Here is a 16,360-nt window from a genome sequence, read left to right on the forward strand (position 1 = left end):
TTATGTTCGTTTACTCCTCTCATAGCAACACATCTTTGCCTGCAAGCAGTCAATCTGTGTTACTATGGAGGCGTTTATTCTATCAGATGGAGTACGGGTCCACTTCACCTTCAAATACGATCTTCGCAGGACCGGTCATGTAGACCAGATTCTCCTTGCGGTCCCATTTGATGTGCAGTTCACCGCCTAATAGTTTAACAGTTATTTCCTCGTCCGTCAAACCATTTAGTACACAAGCCACCGCCGTGGCGCAACATCCGGTACCACAGGCAAGGGTCTCCCCGGTGCCTCTCTCCCAGACGCGCATAAACACATTTTTCCGATCCAGAATCTCTACGAATTCGGTATTGGTCCGGTTAGGAAAACAGGTATGATGCTCAAACTTCGGGCCGATCTTCTCAATGTCAAGATCCTTTACCCCTTCCATAAATACGATGGCATGGGGATTGCCCATGGATACACATGTCATGTGGTATTCCGTGTCGTCTACCATGATGGGAGCATTCACTACCGCCGGTCCGTCTGCCGTCTCCTGTGTGGCTTCCACTGTTACCGGCACCTCTGCCGGAGCAAGGATGGGATTTCCCATGTTCACCTGTACCAGCGTCACCTGTCCTCTGTCCGTGGCGGTCTTTCCCTCCACGGTGAGTTTCAGATATTTTATTTTTCCGGCGCTGACGATGGTAATGTCCTTCTTGTCCGTCAGTCCCTTGTCGTAGACATATTTTGCCACGCAGCGGATGCCGTTGCCGCACATCTCCGAACGGCTGCCGTCCGCATTGTACATTTCCATCTCAAAATCCGCTTCTTCCGCCGGATTGATAAAGATCACACCGTCGCCGCCGATTCCGAAATGTCTGTCACTTAAGCTTCTTACGATCTCCGGCTTCTCTTCCGGTGAAAGCTTCTCCGTAAAGCCGTTGACATATACATAATCGTTGCCGCAGCCCTGCATTTTTGTAAATTTCATGGATTGCTGTTCCTCCTGTTGTTCTCTTTCACATATCCTGTCTGTAACGCCCGGATCCCTGTAAGCATTTCCGGGCCGTCCTGCTTACTCCGTCATCATGGACAATACCATCTGTGCCGTCTCCACCAGATTGGTACCACTGTCCATACTGGTCTTCTGAAGGTAGCGGTGGGCTTCTTCTTCCGTCATATGATTTCGTGCCATCAGTAATTCCTTGGCATCCTTGATTGCTTTTTCATCCGCTGCATTCCGCACTTTCGGCTGCATACGGCGTTTTCTTCTGCGGCGTTCCACACCTTCCACCATCAGGTTCACGGTATTGATCAGGTCCTGTACCTTTAACGGCATGGAAAGACATACAATGCCATTGCCATAGCATTCACTGATCAGATTCTGGGATGCCATCAGCAGCATCTCGAAACCTTCCGGCAGATCTTCATGTAGTTCTGTGTATATCATGTCCGCCAGCTTGTAGCTGCAGATCACAATACCGTCGTTCAGACCGTCCGCCTGACTGATAGCCTGAGTGCCTGTGGTACAGATACCCGTGACCTGAAAGCCACTGCGCACCAGAATATTCTTGACGCCTTTGGCTTCCTCCAGCTTCGGCAGTACGACAATAATGTTCGTCATCGGCCCACCTCCTTTCTTCTGTGTTTTTTATATCATCCTACAAAAGAAAGGACTCTTTTAATACTTATACAGATACTCCTGAATCTCCCATTCGGATACCTGAGAACGGTACTCATGCCACTCTTTCCGCTTGGCATCGATGTATTTTCCGGCAATATGATCTCCAAGCACTTTCTGAATGAAAGTATCCTTCTCCAGTTCCTCCACTGCCTCCAGAAGTGTGCCGGGCAGCTGATCGATATGCAATTCCTCACGCTCTTTTTCTGACAGGGCAAAAATATTGGCATTGATGCTCTGAGGCGGCTCTATTTTCTCCCGGATGCCCTCTAATCCTGCACTCAGGCAGACTGCCAGTGTCAGATAAGGGTTAGCAGCAGAATCGGGACTACGCAGCTCGATACGGGTGCCCTCTCCGTCTGCAGCAGCCGGAATACGGATTAAGGGGCTGCGGTTCGTCGTGCTCCATGCAATGTAGACCGGTGCCTCGAAACCGGGTACCAGACGCTTGTAGGAATTCACCAGCGGATTCGTAATGGCTGCCATTCCTTTGATATGTCTCATGATACCGCCGATGAAATAGTAAGCCTCTTCGCTCAGACCATTGGGATCGGAAGCATCCTGGAAAATGTTTTTTCCATCCTTCTGCAAGGACATATTGATGTGCATGCCGGAACCGTTGACACCGAACTTGGGCTTCGGCATAAAAGTAGCGTGCAATCCATGACGTCTCGCAATGGTGCGTACGGCCATCTTGAAGGTCATGATGTTGTCTGCGGTATTTAATGCCTCATCGTATCTGAAATCAATCTCATGCTGGGCCGGAGCCATCTCGTGATGGGAAGCCTCGATGACAAATCCCATATCCTCCAGATTCATGACAATGTCACGACGGGCATTTTCGCCGAAATCCAGGGGACCGATGTCGAAATACCCTGCCTGCTCATGGGTGTTGGTGGTAGGCATGGTATTTTCGTCCGTATTAAATAAGAAAAATTCACACTCGGGGCCTACCTCAAAAGTATATCCCATGTCCTCTGCCTGCTGCACCGCACGCTTTAACACATAACGAGGATCTCCCTCGAAAGGCTGTCCGTTGGGACGATATACATCGCAGATCATACGGGCCACTTTGCCCTGCTGGGGTCTCCAGGGGAAAATCTCCAGTGTCGACAGATCCGGATACAGATACATGTCGGATTCTTCAATCCGTGCAAAACCGTCAATAGCCGAACCGTCAAACATACATTTATTGCTCAATACGCGGTCCAGCTGGCTGGCTGTCACCGCAATATTTTTCAGATTGCCGAACAGATCCGTGAACTGCAGACGGATAAATTCCACATCCTCTTCTTCCACAAGACGGATGATGTCTTCCTTGGTATAATTATTCATCGTTACCCTCGTTTCTGCGCCGCCTGTCTGCTCCTTTTCCACGGGGCGGACGCATCCGTGAAAAATACTTGTCTTAACTATAGCAATGCCTGTTTTGTCTTGTCAATGTGAAGTTCTCCTTATTTGCTGTACTATGAGTACCGGCCTCCGCATACTATTTATAAAGATCATCCCATCATTCCAAGGAGACTTAAGAATGAGTGCAAATACAAAGATCGTTGTCCTTCGCAGAAAAGAGCTGCTGTATACCGGAATCTTCGCTGCGCTGGGAGTGCTGTTCGTCATATTACTGTTAATGTTATTGCTGCCCGGAAAAGCTGCGGATACCTCCGGGACACCGGATTCCCCTGACAGTACTGCCGAGACCGTTATGCCGGACAATGTGGCGGATCTCGGACGCATCCCGCAATCCGCACAGACGGAGGATGTCTCCACCGGGGCCGTTGCCGATACCGATGCTGTTCTGGATAATGCTTCCGGGCCTGTCGGTACTGATAATACATATATCCCGGGGATCTACACCACGGAGCTGATCCTCGGCAGCGAGACCGTGAATGTAGAGGTCATCGTAAACGACCACGCCATCACATCTTTAAGCCTGGCAGATCCCGATGAGACCCTGACCACCATGTATCCACTGCTGGAGCCCACCATGGATTCCCTGAGTGAGCAGATCTGCGAGACGCAGGATCTGAGTCAGGTGACGTATTCTGCGGAGACCAGATATACTTCCCTGGTGCTGCTGGAAGCCGTTAAGGCTTCACTGGAAAAAGCAAAGCCCAGTGCCACGCCGGAAGCAACCTCCACCCCGGCAGCTTCCCCGGAGAATTCAGCGGCCACTTCACCGGAAACGGATGGGAAAACAGCGGAGCCGACAAAGGTGCCGACGGCGGATATCAATCCTGCGGCATAGAGAGCCAGGCGCACGGTTTACGCGACACGCGAAAATTCCCGCTTAACGCAAAAAAGGGCGCATGCCTCCCGGCATGCACCCCGTTGTGCGTTTTATTGTAATATTTTGTTTGCAACACTGGGTTTATTTTATACTATTTGCAGAGGAGATGCAAGGGAAAATTATTCATAAAGCGAATCCAGTGTGAGCAGTAATACGTTCTCATCTGACAATGTTTCAAACCAATCCGTATATCCTGATAAGGAAAAGAAAATATATTTTGAAATCTTATATTTAGCGGTAATAAGACTTCCCCTTCTGATTAAAGTTTCATAAATACCCTTATCAATCTTTTCGTTTTTGAATTTACATTCTCCTATAACAGCCCTCTTGTCTATATCAGACAAGGCAACAACATCTATATCCGCAGATTGTGCTCTTATATTTCCATTCTTATCCGCAATATTCTCTACGCCCCACCAAGTGCCTACAGAAGTAATAAAGCAGCCATACTCGCCTGTTATTCCCTTCATTAACGTATAATATCTGCACATTTCTTCAAACACGGAACCCATGAAAGAATGTAGTACCGGCTTCACTGCCTTTTCATAATAAATCTCTCCCTGTCCCATTTCAATTACACTGGTAGCTTTCGGAATAAACTCATACCAGAATTTGAACATATAATCCTTTAAAACATACTGGGTCTTCTTTTTGTTCTTCTCCTCCGTGATACATTTCTTCTTTTCAACCAGTCCAACATTTATCAGTTTATCTAATGAATATAGTATCGTCTGTTCTTTTTCCCCAATTTTTCCTGCAATTGTATTCAGGGTATTCTCACCAGATGCGATCTGCTCAACAATGTTATTTACAACCGCTATATCCGAAAATTCCTGGGTCAGTAGATTCCTCGTTTCATCATATAGATACCCGTCCGTTCTAAAGAACAGTCTTATGATGTTTTCATCAATACTCTTCCGGGGATCGATCATCGAAAGATACTTTGCAACGCCACCGGTAATTCCATAACATATTGCCTTATCCTCGTTAGAATACTCCGGGACAAATTTTGCCGCATCCAGATAGTTAAATGCTTCCAGTTTGATCTGAGAATCACGTCTTCCAAACAAGGGGCTCTTTTCACTGAGTACCTTCCTTTCCATAAAGCTGAGCGCAGAGCCGCATAAAATCACTTTAAGATTCTTATCCTTCCAAACCGTATCCATGTATTTCTGCAAGATAGATAAGAGTGCCTCATCTCTCTCCGCCCAATATGGCAGCTCATCTATAACAAGCACAAGCTTCTCGTCTCCGATATTTTTATCTATAAAATCAAAAACAGCCTCCGTAGTGTGAAAGCTGATACTCTCCACCCCCGGCATAAGCAGATCAACTACCTGCTTTGAAAACAGTTCCAGATTTCTATTTTTTCCGACTTTTGTGGCTGTATAAAAAATAGTCTTCTTGTCCTTAACAAATTCCGTAATAAGAGTAGATTTTCCAATGCGCCTGCGGCCATATATCACCGTCATACCAATTCCATCTTTTTCATAGAATTCCTTTAACGATGTCAGTTCTCTTTCTCTGCCGATAAATATAGGAATCACCTCCGTCTTTGTTAAAAAATGTTTTATTCAAATTGTTTTTAACAAAATCTTTCTGAATAAACTTTAGCATGAATTCCTATGTTATGCAATCATTTTTTCTATTTTCTATTCCACACTGTTTCTTGTATAATAAAAATACCTAAAGGTAATTTGTACTTGCAAAAAACACCTCTGCAATAAAAGAACATAGAGATACTTAACTGTCTGGATAGAAACTTTTCGTTTGCAAGATTTTTCCGCAGCATAAAATTCAAAAACTTACTGCTGACCAGATTATATAATATTCCATCCATCAGCGTCGTCTGCTCGAAACCGACCAGATCAAATGTAATGATCAGAGCAAAGTGCTCTGTTCCCAACAACTCATGAGGAAAATCTCTTCGATGAGCGATCTCCAGGCTTTGGATGTCATAACGGGGGGAGAGGCTTTTCTGTAAGTCTTTGGCATATTGATTATTCGGAGATGTAAGAATCAGTATTTTCTGCATCATAGATCCATTCTTCCCTTTGGTGTCCCTGTCTGAACATAGGATAAATATTCATAGATCTGTTTCTTCATTACTTCATGAACATTCTCCTGTCTGTTATATGCCACAATCCACTCTACTGTAGCTTCCATCATCTTCTCTGCATTCCAGACCGGTCTCCACCCTAATCTGCTCTTGATCCTGGAGCAATCCAGTTTCAGGAAATTCGCCTCATGCGGGCCACCCTGAGCAGCAATCATACAGACAGGTTCGATGCCCATCCTCTCTTTCCACTGCCGGCAGAACATCGCAACCAGTTCTCCTGTTGTCAGACAGGAGGTTTCCTCCGGTCCCACATTATAGCATCCTGCGTATTTTCCATCCCGGTATTGTTTCTCTGCGATCAGCAAATATGCCATCACCGGCTCCAGCACATGCTGATAAGGTCTGGTAGATGCCGGATTACGAAGTACGATCTCCTTCTCTCGCATTACCGCCCGCATACAATCCGGTACGATTCTGTCTGCTGCGAAATCACCTCCGCCTATCACATTTCCAGCTCTGGCTGTAGAGATTGCCACACGCCCATCTGAAAAGAAAGAATTCCGATAACTGTATGTAACCAGTTCGGAACAGGATTTACTGTTAGAATAGGGATCAAAACCATTCAATTCCTCATTCTCCCGATATCCCCACTCCCATTCACGATTTTTATACACTTTATCCGTCGTTACATTCACAAAGGATCGTACAGAAGCTGTCCTGCGGACACACTCCAGGACATTCACCGTCCCCATGACATTCACATCATAAGTATATACCGGATTCGCATAACTCTCCCGTACGATTGGCTGTGCCGCCATATGAATCACGATTTCCGGCTGCATCTCCTCAAATACCCGAAGAAGATGCTCCAGATCCCTAACGTCTCCCTCAATCGATTGCATTTGCTCCGCCATTCCGGTAAGGGAAAACAGGCTGGGATCTGTGGGTGGCTGCAACGCATACCCGGTTACCTCTGCTCCAAGCTCCAACAATACCTGGCACATCCAAGTACCCTTGAACCCGGTATGACCCGTGATAAGAATTTTCCTGTTTTTATAAAAATCTCTGTCTATTCTCATACTTCTCTTCCACTTGCGTTAATCACATGGCATGGAAACTGTCTCCGTTATTTTTTCAACCATATAATTTAACATCTCTGTTGTCATACCCGGATATACACCAATCCAAAACGTATTCTCCATAATATGATCCGTATTCGTAAGTTCACCGACTATGCGATATCCAACACCGGTTTTACGCATTTCATCAAAACAGGGCTGTTTGGTCAGGTTTCCGGCAAACAGCATACGGGTCTGGATTCCATTCTCTTCCAGATACCGTACTACCTTATTTTTATCCACACTTTCTCTACAGGTGATCATGAATCCAAACCAACTGGGCTCTGAATTCTCACAGACCTCCGGCAATATAAAATACTCTCTCACACACTGTAATCGTTCTGATAAATATGCAAAATTTCTACGTCTTGCCTCTACAAATCCCGGCAGCTTCTGTAGTTGTGCACATCCTATAGCAGCCTGCATATCCGTCACTTTAAGATTATAACCAAAATGGGAGTAGACATATTTATGATCGTAGCCCATGGGCAGTTCTCCATACTGCCCATCAAACCGGTGTCCACACATATTATCCCGTCCGGAGGAGCATACACAGTCCCGTCCCCAGTCACGAAGGGAACGAATGATCTTATGTAATAAAGCATTATTGGTATAAACAGCACCACCTTCTCCCATCGTCATGTGATGAGGGGGATAAAAGCTGGAAGTTCCAATGTCACCAATAGTTCCGGTAAATCTCCATTCACCATTCATACAATACCGGCTGCCAAGCGCATCACAATTATCCTCTACCAGCCACAGATCATGTCGGTCACAGAAGTCTTTTACCTTCTTCAAGTCAAACGGATTGCCTAAGGTATGTGCAATCATAACTGCTTTGGTCTTCGGAGAAAAAGCTTCTTCCAATCTGTCTGTGTCTATATTGTACTGAGGAATTGTTACATCCACGAATACCGGTACTGCCCCATACTGTAACATCGGCGTAACCGTCGTTGGAAATCCGGCAGCCACTGTGATCACTTCGTCCCCGGGTAAAATCCTGCGCTCCCCCAGCAATGGCGATGTCAGCGTCATAAACGCCAACAGATTCGCCGAGGATCCAGAATTTACCGCTGAACAATATTTCACCTGCAGATATTTCGCCAATCCACGTTCAAACTGTTCCGTGTATCTGCCGGAGGTCAGCCAAAATTCGAGAGCGGAGTCCACCAGATTCACCATTTCCTCTGCATCATAAACTCGTCCTGCATAAGAGATTCTATCTCCCTCCTTATACGTTTTTTTCTTATGAAATTCATCACAATACTCCCGTACCTGCGACAGAATCTGTTCCCTTGCCTGCTCTTCTGTTTTTCCTTCAAAAATTCCTGTCCCGCTCATCCTGCTCTATTCCCATACCTTCCATGGTGCCTGTCCACTGCTCCACAAGTCTTCCAATATTTTCTTCTCGCACTGATTGTCCATGCACTGCCAGAAACCGGTATGCTGATAAGACATCAGTTCTCCCTGATCTGCCAACTTTTCCAATACATCCCTCTCAAAGGCCGTATTGTCCCCTTCAATATAATCCAGTACTTCCGGCTCCAGAACCATATATCCTGCGTTAATTGGGGAATCGTCATGCGCATTTTTTTCACGGAATGCTCTTACAGAACTATCTATTCCAATATCCAGCACGCCTTTTTCCTGTACCATTTTCACCGAGGTAAGCGTTGCCATTTTCCCATGCTGCTTATGGAATTTCACGATATCCGCAATATTAACATCACAGACACCATCACCATAAGTCATCATAAAAGGCTCATTGCCTATGTATTTCTGCACACGCTTCAGACGGCCGCCCGTCAATGTATTCAACCCGGTATCCACCACTGTAACCTTCCAGGGTTCCGTATGTCTGTCATGAATAATAATGTCGTTACCTTTGGTCAGGTCAAAGGTGATATCCGACGTATGCAGAAAATAATCCGCAAACCACTCCTTAATAATGTGTTGCTTATATCCGGCACATATAATAAATTCATTAAAACCATAGTAGGAATATTCTTTCATGATATGCCACAGAATAGGCATTCCACCGATCTCGATCATCGGTTTGGGACGATATCCCGTCTCTTCAGAAATGCGGGTTCCCATACCCCCCGCTAACAATACTACCTTCATATGTGCCTCCTTGCAACGCTTTCGTTCTCCCAGAACGTTAAAATACAGTGTTTATCTAACCTGTAATTTCTTTTACAATTTTTCAGTAACTATTTCTGATAAATGCTCTTTATAATATTCACACAATTCAGCTATCGTCACTTCCAGTTTTGTAAAAGATAAACCATTCATTTCGTTCAACATTCTATTGTTATCCGCAGTATACTCCCTCTTCCATCCAGGCTCACCAACTAATATTGAACATTCGCTATCCAAAGTCTTCTTTACCTGTACTGCCAGCGAATATAGATCAACCTTCTCGCCTCTACACACATTGTACCTCTTGTACCTCAAGTTATCTTTCTCAATGAAAAAAGAAATAATTTTTATGAGGTCATCTACCCACAAATAATCAAAGTATACATTTTTATGAAGCGTAATATCCATACCCTTTAATGCACGACATATCGCATTAGAGATAAATCTTCTCTCCCATTCCTCATATTTTCCGTATACTCCAAATAAACACAATTCATAAATGTTCTTCTGATTTAAACAGGCTTTTGCCATAATATATTTTGAAAGTCCGTAAGCATCTTTCGGAACACTGGTATCAAAATAGTCCTCTGACATATTAGGGATGTTATTACTTCTGTCATATTCTGCCCCAGACCCAAAATAAATCATTTTTCCATAATAGTGAGAACATCTCTCTAGGTTAAAAAACATTCTGAGATTTCCATTGAGTACATCGTATGCTGATATGGAATTCCTTGTATCATTACAATTTGCTGCATGCAATATTACATCGAAAGAATGCTGCTTCAAATATGCTTCAACGCATTCGGTATCTTTTAAATCCAGCTCCTGGCTTGACGGGCTCCATATGTCATATTTACTGTTTAATGTCTCTTTAATGTTTTTACCTATAAATCCACTTGCTCCAGTTAATAAAATACGTTTCATCTTACGCCCCTTCGTCTGGCCATAAAGAATATACACTGACACCATCGTAAATATCATCATTATAAAATATATTCTTTACATCATCATCCACTATACATCTTCTGGTAAACAACATCCCCAACAATTGATCCACAAACTGTAACGCCGGTTTTTCATTATTTAGCAAATAAAAACTTTTCTTCCATAAATCACAATAATACATTACTGCCTGTTGTACTTTTTTAATTTCGGGATATTTACTTACTTCCCTATCAGATGTCTCATATATTTCATGTCCTTTATCATCTATGTGTGAAAAAGTTGCTTTTCCATCCACCAGAATAGTTTCTAATAACAGATAATATTTGGCTAAATTATTATTTGTTCCATAAGACTGTATATTTCCATACGCAGTATCTATCATGCCAGTATCCTGTTTATACATATCATTTGGAAGATTCATCGTTGCAAAATACATCCCCTTTAAATCCTTCTGTAATAATTTTCCAAAATTGTACTGCACAGTACCACCTGCAACAAAGTCAAATATCACCTGCTTTTTTCTATTTATTATTTTTTTCTTATCAAGATACTTAAAATAACTTTTTCTCTCTTCTCTGGCTTCCTGCAATATCTCTGCTTCGTAGTCAGTCAATATCTGATTTAACAAATCCTTCCTTTTATTAACATCATTTTCTGCTCTCAGGTCATCTTTTCTCATGGCTATGCCAAAACGGTTTTTCAAAAAGTCTCCATAATTCCCCTGATACGCCCTTTGTGCCACTCTTTGTATATCCCGCAAATCAGTGATGCCTGCCACCGTAGCTGCACGACGTGACACTCTAAAATATACATTATCTATCTGTTCTTTTTGCTGTTTATATATTTTCTGTATTAAATATCCATCTCTCGACGGGAATAGCACCTGTTCAATATGGTTTTCCTTTACTTTCTGTTGAAACCATTGTATATATTCCATCATAAATGGTCCTATAAAACTATACCCTACGTCTTTCCCTTTGTGAATATTATAATATCCTCTGGATCCATACATTACAAACGGATTATTATATATTTCAGAAATAACCAATCCCACTATACATTTTTCGCGAATAGTTTTTATATCAACCAATATGTCTTGCATAGCCGATGCCATAAGTATTTCATAGGAACTATACACATGAAACGAATCTAAACCGCATTCCCTTGCCTTTTCTATATCTACTCGTCGGTTATCACCAATATGTAACACCTTTGCATTTTCACCACAGTGCGCTAAAAACCATTTATACAATGTGCCATCACTTTTCTGCCTCTTTATATCACATGATATAAAAACATCTTCATAACCCGTTATCCCGTTCTTTTCCAAAATCTTTTTCATATCCTTTTTGGAATAGTACATATCGGATATTAAGTAAATTTTCTTCCCAAGCTTAGTAGCATATCTAAAAACTTCACACATTTTCTTTCTTGGAACTATTACATCATAATCCGTCAAGCATTCTATCGCCTTTACTTCTTCTTTTACCTCGTAATTCCATCCGCATATGTCTGCTAGATTATCATATATTTCATCCAAATTAGGACAGTTTACCAATGATCTTTCTGCTTCTATTCTTTTTTCCCGAAAAGAACATGCTATTCCTTTTTCCTTTAGTTTTTTTTCTACCAGTGTAAAAACATCTTCCGGTTGTAAAACTCTTCTCATAAGCAATGTATCAAAAATATCAAATGATATTATGTCATGCTTTTTAATTACCCGTAATATATCTTTTTCCGAAACATTCCAGTAAGGTAATTCTTCATTTTGATATGTCTGTTGCTCCTTGCCTAACATTTCTCCCTTATAATTAAAAATGTTTATGCCATGTTCCACATACAGGTATTGAATACGTTTAAAAATAATGCTTATAACAGACTCTCTTGCAATAATTACAATAACCGGATGTAATTTTATAACTTCTTCTTCACTTAGCACTTTTTGCTGAAAAAATGTCTGCCCTACTGTATTCTGATCCATTAATCCGCAAAATTGAAAACCTTTTGTTTTCCGTAAAATTGCTTCTGTATTTTTCCCTATTCCATACAAAACAATTTTTTGATTTCTTTTATTTGTAAACCCCTGTTGAAAAGAGTTTACTACCAATTTTTGTTCCTCTCCATAATTATGATCTTCCATACGTTTCCTTCATCTGAGCTTGCCTTTTTAACTGCTCATACTCCTCACGCTTGACAATAGTATATTCAGATTTTTGAAATCCTCCATTCATTTGGATCCCAGCTTCTATCACCTTGGTTGGTAAGGTAGCTAAATCACAATAATTGCATGCATCTGCCTTTTCGCTATAATACAATGCCTTTATTTTTTCACGAATCACACTGCCCTTTTCTGTTTCCTTCAAATCAAAGTAATCGTGTTCTGAAGTATACACCCCTAATGCTGCCATTCTCGCCCCTCGGGCGCAGGTATAAAACTTTCCATCATGCATACCTTTTATCACTTTTCCCTGATCACAATTTAAATATTGAAATTTTAATTCTTCTTCAGACCGATTACGACACTGTATTCCTCCCATATCTGTCCACTTTTGTTCAGTTAAGACAGTAAAGTTTACTCCTATACTCTCCAACACCGAAATCAAATGACTCATTTTTTCTAAATGACCATAGTCACTAATCTCGACAAATACTTTAGGATTCCTGAGTAGCTCTAATACTTGAGGTGCCGGCATAATAGTACTGTTGGTTATTAGCATAATTCCCAACACTTTCTTCTGTCCTATTAGATATTCCACTATTTCTTGTAAATGTGGATACAGAAAAGGTTCTCCTCCTATTGTTATTCGCATACATTCATCAATTCCAGAGAAAAAAAGCTCAAAATCCTTGAGAATCTGTTCAATAGAAACATCTTTAGGATTTTTAAAATAAGGTAATAATGAAGAACATCCCTTACATCTCATATTACATCTTGTAGTAGGCATCACCATAATTCTTGGTAAAACTAAAGGACGTTTTCCATCCTTGCTCCCTCTTATGTACTTCTCCTTCTCACGTAACCTGCGCTGTCTTTCTTCTCCTTCAATGTGATATTGTTCCAACACAACTTCATATTCTTTCAAGCATTCTTTCAATATTCTTTGCTCAAAAAATTCCTCACTGTCAGACAAATAATTTACTCTCATTATCGGGTATTCCACTATTTCTGTATCCTGTGTTATACCCAGTTTCTGAAGTTGTCTTTTTATTTCTTTGAAAAAGCCTGATGCCAAAATTATTACTGTTTTCTCATCCAAAAACTCTATCATCTGTTCCGGAGAAATTACCAGAAAATCTTTTCCATTAATTTCCATAATTTTCCCCTGTTTCCAAACATCATTATCAATCAAGTAGTGTGTTCTGGCACAAATTTCTTCATATTCAAGTACTTCTCTCGCCATTAAGCCCGTGCCAAAACACAGTATGTTTTTATTCTTATCCACTATATTCTGTAAAAATTCCTTCATTGTATACATATTAAACAATCATCGCAAGTGAAATGATTCTTTCCTGCGTTATTCCTTTCTCTCGTAAATCAGTCAATATTTCATAAAAATAATATTCTGGAGTAATCAGAACATAACTTTCTTTCTCTAATAATGATATTTCAGAAGGTTTAATAACCGGGATTTCTTCTGCGCTAGAAGAATACTTATCGGCATTTTTGTCTACAAAACATTCTACCCGTACATCACTTTCCTTAATGTCATTATATACCATCTTTCCTAATTCATTTGCTCCATATATTGCTACTTTGCTAATATCCATTTCTAAAAGCCTCTGTCCAAGACTTTTTCCGTTTATCTTATTTTTTAACCATTTCATCAAGGTATCATGCATATACGCATATTGTTCTATTGTATAAACACCATTATACATTTTCTCTTTTCAAAGCTCCCTCTAAAAAAGCTATCGATTCTAGTTGTTTTTCCTTCAGTTTTTTTTCAAATTGTGTATAATCTATTTTCATTGAAATCTTGGATAAATCACGAAAATTTTCAAAACATTGCGCTTCCATTCCAAGATTTTCTACCATATCTTTCACTCTTGAAATCATCGCTCTTTTGGCAGTATATGTACTAAATGCCTTTCTATATATCATAGAAAAACATGTCCCATGAAATGAATTTGTAAAAACATATTGGGCATTTTTAATATACCCCAAAAATTCTCCTGGACCTGCAAACGCAAAACAACCGGCATCAGTGTCAAAAACCCTGTCAGGATAATCTGCAAAATAATGTATTACACGAAGTCCCAGTTTCTCTGCAATCATATTAGTATAATCTACCACTGCTGGGTCGTGTGTTAAAAAGTAAGATAATATATATGGCTTTTTGTACATATCTGGAGTCTCTACTTCTAACAAAGTATATTCTTCCTTTGCTAAAAGTAATGTAGGATCCAATACATCTACCACTTTACCTGAAACAAAACTTTGCATTTTTTTTACTGCTGATTTTTCCCTAACAGCTATTGCATCAAAGGTCGGCAAATATTTCGAAAATAATTCATCATTTTCAGTCAGCCCATTTTCAGACAAAATGGTACTTGCAGCATAAGCTATTTTTATGCTACTTTCCGGGGCAAATTGTAAAAAATAAACCGGATCTAAATTTGAAAACTCTTTTCCCCATACAATATCACTACCTACAATATATCCATCATATTCTTGCCATTCTTCTGCTGTCGCTTTTGTTTCATTTTTTATTTCTAAATATTTTATACGAAACAGATCAAATTTCTGTATCTTTTCTGCATACTTTATATTTAGATTTTCCGTCTGAAAATATTTATATTGTGGAATACAGGGTCTATACGGCATTATAGTAACACGGTTTCCCTTTTTTTCTAAAATCGTTTTTAATGCGTAAGCTTGCAACACAGATCCAAAATTATTATAAAAGTGAAGTGTAGTGATTAATATATTACTCATTATTGTACTCCTGTTTTTTCCATACATCATAACAAATATCCATAATATCACTATTATGTTTCCAGCAACACTCTATAATATCCGTAACTCCAATGCCAACTAAATAACCCTGTACTGCTTCATATTCTTCTCTTGGAACAGCCATCATCACATATGCCTGCCGTTTTTCTATGTCATCCATTTTCTGTACGGAGATTATCGGAATTTTCCTAAAAAGTCTTCCCCAGTATCCTTTTAATCTTGATAAAGATGCCCCCGGTGGCAAAATCACCCCTGCAATATCAATTTTCATATCTCGAAATATTCCCAAACATACTGCCGCCTGAAGACCACTACCATATATATATCTTTTTTTGTTGTCTCTAAAAAATGCTGAATATTATTATTTATATTGTCATTTTGTCTAATAGGCGACAAATACATTTCCTGCTTCTGCATTACATAACCTCTCCAAGCCAGTCCAATGATAGTGCCACCCAGCCAGCATACCGTTCATTTATCTGTTCCTCTATACGTACACTACATTCATCGCCTAAAGAGTATCCATGTCCTCCTCCGGAAAAAACATGAAGGTCATATGGAATTCGCTTTTTTGATAATTCTTCTGCCAACAATAAAGCATTTTGGACAGAGACCTCTTTATCTTCCGCACAAGCCCATAAGAAAACAGGTGGCATCTCTTCACCTATGTTTTTTTCTATACTAAGCACATCTTCATTAACTCCAAACTTTTGCGAAAGACAGTTATTTACAGATTCCCTATGGCAGAGCTTTCCTGCCGTCACAACCGGATAACCCAGTAGTAAAGCATTAGGATAAACTTCCGCCGACAACCATTCTGATATCTGCTTCCAATAACAGCCAAGACTCGCAGCCAAATGTGCTCCCGCTGAAAACCCGCATAACACAATTCTTTCTGGATCAATGTCCCATTGCTCGCTGTTTTTCCTTATTAATGCAATACTTTCTCCCAACTGTTTTAAAGCTTTAATGTAGCAATCACTCCGGGCTACAGAATATTGAAGTACAAAACATTGTAATCCATATCCCTGATACCTGATAGCTACCGGTTCTGCTTCACGTTCCTGTATTTTGCTGTATTCTCCTCCCGGCAATACTATCCTATACTCCTCAATGTAGTATTTAAGAAACATGATAGCTTTGCCTCCGTGTCATTTTCAAAACCATAGATTCTATCTCTTTCAAT

General features: G+C 40.8%; 16 protein-coding genes. 1 reads left to right on the top strand and 15 read right to left on the bottom strand.

The window, feature by feature from the left end; translation table 11 throughout:
• Positions 1-82 precede the first annotated feature (82 nt).
• The 3 genes from dapF to glnA all read right to left on the bottom strand — a co-directional run bounded on the left by dapF (position 83) and on the right by glnA (position 2,995).
• Positions 83-970, bottom strand: a complete 888-nt coding sequence (dapF, locus tag OCV96_RS06145) for a diaminopimelate epimerase (RefSeq protein WP_118537393.1) — start codon at positions 968-970, stop codon at positions 83-85.
• A gap of 84 nt (positions 971-1,054) precedes the next feature.
• A complete protein-coding gene (locus tag OCV96_RS06150; RefSeq protein ID WP_022312869.1) occupies positions 1,055-1,603 on the bottom strand; it encodes an ANTAR domain-containing response regulator in 549 nt (182 codons plus the stop codon).
• A 57-nt stretch (positions 1,604-1,660) separates the two neighbouring features.
• A complete protein-coding gene (gene glnA, locus OCV96_RS06155; RefSeq protein WP_262593831.1) occupies positions 1,661-2,995 on the bottom strand; it encodes a type I glutamate--ammonia ligase in 1,335 nt (444 codons plus the stop codon).
• Positions 2,996-3,191: 196 nt separating this feature from the next.
• Between glnA and OCV96_RS06160 the strand changes: the two genes are divergently transcribed.
• Positions 3,192-3,908, top strand: coding sequence for a hypothetical protein (locus tag OCV96_RS06160; protein ID WP_262593833.1), 717 nt, complete (start codon positions 3,192-3,194; stop codon positions 3,906-3,908).
• Positions 3,909-4,069: 161 nt separating this feature from the next.
• Here the strand turns inward: OCV96_RS06160 and OCV96_RS06165 are convergent, their stop codons facing one another.
• The 12 genes from OCV96_RS06165 to OCV96_RS06220 all read right to left on the bottom strand — a co-directional run bounded on the left by OCV96_RS06165 (position 4,070) and on the right by OCV96_RS06220 (position 16,307).
• Positions 4,070-5,497, bottom strand: a complete 1,428-nt coding sequence (locus OCV96_RS06165; RefSeq protein WP_262593835.1) for an ATP-binding protein — start codon at positions 5,495-5,497, stop codon at positions 4,070-4,072.
• A 98-nt stretch (positions 5,498-5,595) separates the two neighbouring features.
• Positions 5,596-5,988 carry a hypothetical protein gene (locus tag OCV96_RS06170; RefSeq protein ID WP_262593836.1) on the bottom strand — a complete coding sequence of 131 codons (393 nt, stop codon included), beginning with the start codon at positions 5,986-5,988 and terminating at the stop codon, positions 5,596-5,598.
• Positions 5,985-7,088: a CDP-glucose 4,6-dehydratase gene (gene rfbG, locus OCV96_RS06175; protein WP_262593837.1), complete on the bottom strand. Its 1,104-nt coding sequence runs from the start codon at positions 7,086-7,088 to the stop codon at positions 5,985-5,987. The genes OCV96_RS06170 and rfbG overlap by 4 nt, the downstream gene beginning before the upstream one ends.
• A gap of 18 nt (positions 7,089-7,106) precedes the next feature.
• Positions 7,107-8,468 carry a lipopolysaccharide biosynthesis protein RfbH gene (gene rfbH, locus OCV96_RS06180; protein ID WP_330672160.1) on the bottom strand — a complete coding sequence of 454 codons (1,362 nt, stop codon included), beginning with the start codon at positions 8,466-8,468 and terminating at the stop codon, positions 7,107-7,109.
• Positions 8,469-8,474: 6 nt separating this feature from the next.
• Positions 8,475-9,251: a glucose-1-phosphate cytidylyltransferase gene (gene rfbF, locus OCV96_RS06185; RefSeq protein WP_262593838.1), complete on the bottom strand. Its 777-nt coding sequence runs from the start codon at positions 9,249-9,251 to the stop codon at positions 8,475-8,477.
• Positions 9,252-9,323: 72 nt separating this feature from the next.
• Positions 9,324-10,196 (bottom strand): NAD-dependent epimerase/dehydratase family protein, encoded by an 873-nt coding sequence (locus OCV96_RS06190; RefSeq protein ID WP_262593839.1) that lies wholly within the window; start codon positions 10,194-10,196, stop codon positions 9,324-9,326.
• Position 10,197: 1 nt separating this feature from the next.
• Positions 10,198-12,357 carry an HAD-IA family hydrolase gene (locus OCV96_RS06195; protein ID WP_262593840.1) on the bottom strand — a complete coding sequence of 720 codons (2,160 nt, stop codon included), beginning with the start codon at positions 12,355-12,357 and terminating at the stop codon, positions 10,198-10,200.
• Positions 12,344-13,693, bottom strand: coding sequence for a radical SAM protein (locus tag OCV96_RS06200; RefSeq protein ID WP_262593841.1), 1,350 nt, complete (start codon positions 13,691-13,693; stop codon positions 12,344-12,346). Before OCV96_RS06200 ends, OCV96_RS06195 begins: the two co-directional genes overlap by 14 nt.
• 1 nt (position 13,694) lies before the next feature.
• The gene (locus OCV96_RS06205) at positions 13,695-14,096 is read right to left on the bottom strand and encodes a nucleoside-diphosphate sugar epimerase/dehydratase (protein ID WP_262593842.1); all 402 of its coding nucleotides are present in this window, start codon (positions 14,094-14,096) and stop codon (positions 13,695-13,697) included.
• Complete coding sequence (locus OCV96_RS06210; RefSeq protein ID WP_262593843.1) at positions 14,089-15,153, bottom strand: polysaccharide pyruvyl transferase family protein; 1,065 nt, start codon at positions 15,151-15,153, stop codon at positions 14,089-14,091. Before OCV96_RS06210 ends, OCV96_RS06205 begins: the two co-directional genes overlap by 8 nt.
• A complete protein-coding gene (locus OCV96_RS06215) occupies positions 15,146-15,445 on the bottom strand; it encodes a hypothetical protein (RefSeq protein ID WP_262593844.1) in 300 nt (99 codons plus the stop codon). The genes OCV96_RS06210 and OCV96_RS06215 overlap by 8 nt, the downstream gene beginning before the upstream one ends.
• A 145-nt stretch (positions 15,446-15,590) precedes the next feature.
• On the bottom strand, positions 15,591-16,307 hold the full coding sequence (locus tag OCV96_RS06220) for an alpha/beta hydrolase (RefSeq protein ID WP_262593845.1): 717 nt from the start codon (positions 16,305-16,307) through the stop codon (positions 15,591-15,593).
• Positions 16,308-16,360: the final 53 nt, after the last annotated feature.

The organism is Waltera acetigignens (assembly GCF_025567015.1).
Classification (GTDB): domain Bacteria; phylum Bacillota; class Clostridia; order Lachnospirales; family Lachnospiraceae; genus Acetatifactor; species Acetatifactor acetigignens.

Excerpts from the sequence above, each read along its gene's own strand:
- dapF (WP_118537393.1), bottom strand. The coding sequence starts at position 970 with ATGAAATTTACAAAAATGCAGGGCTGCGGCAACGATTATGTATATGTC.
- OCV96_RS06150 (WP_022312869.1), bottom strand. The coding sequence starts at position 1,603 with ATGACGAACATTATTGTCGTACTGCCGAAGCTGGAGGAAGCCAAAGGC.
- glnA (WP_262593831.1), bottom strand. The coding sequence starts at position 2,995 with ATGAATAATTATACCAAGGAAGACATCATCCGTCTTGTGGAAGAAGAG.
- OCV96_RS06160 (WP_262593833.1), top strand. The coding sequence starts at position 3,192 with ATGAGTGCAAATACAAAGATCGTTGTCCTTCGCAGAAAAGAGCTGCTG.
- OCV96_RS06170 (WP_262593836.1), bottom strand. The coding sequence starts at position 5,988 with ATGATGCAGAAAATACTGATTCTTACATCTCCGAATAATCAATATGCC.
- rfbG (WP_262593837.1), bottom strand. The coding sequence starts at position 7,088 with ATGAGAATAGACAGAGATTTTTATAAAAACAGGAAAATTCTTATCACG.
- rfbH (WP_330672160.1), bottom strand. The coding sequence starts at position 8,468 with ATGAGCGGGACAGGAATTTTTGAAGGAAAAACAGAAGAGCAGGCAAGG.
- rfbF (WP_262593838.1), bottom strand. The coding sequence starts at position 9,251 with ATGAAGGTAGTATTGTTAGCGGGGGGTATGGGAACCCGCATTTCTGAA.
- OCV96_RS06190 (WP_262593839.1), bottom strand. The coding sequence starts at position 10,196 with ATGAAACGTATTTTATTAACTGGAGCAAGTGGATTTATAGGTAAAAAC.
- OCV96_RS06195 (WP_262593840.1), bottom strand. The coding sequence starts at position 12,357 with ATGGAAGATCATAATTATGGAGAGGAACAAAAATTGGTAGTAAACTCT.
- OCV96_RS06200 (WP_262593841.1), bottom strand. The coding sequence starts at position 13,693 with ATGTATACAATGAAGGAATTTTTACAGAATATAGTGGATAAGAATAAA.
- OCV96_RS06205 (WP_262593842.1), bottom strand. The coding sequence starts at position 14,096 with ATGTATAATGGTGTTTATACAATAGAACAATATGCGTATATGCATGAT.
- OCV96_RS06210 (WP_262593843.1), bottom strand. The coding sequence starts at position 15,153 with ATGAGTAATATATTAATCACTACACTTCACTTTTATAATAATTTTGGA.
- OCV96_RS06215 (WP_262593844.1), bottom strand. The coding sequence starts at position 15,445 with ATGAAAATTGATATTGCAGGGGTGATTTTGCCACCGGGGGCATCTTTA.
- OCV96_RS06220 (WP_262593845.1), bottom strand. The coding sequence starts at position 16,307 with ATGTTTCTTAAATACTACATTGAGGAGTATAGGATAGTATTGCCGGGA.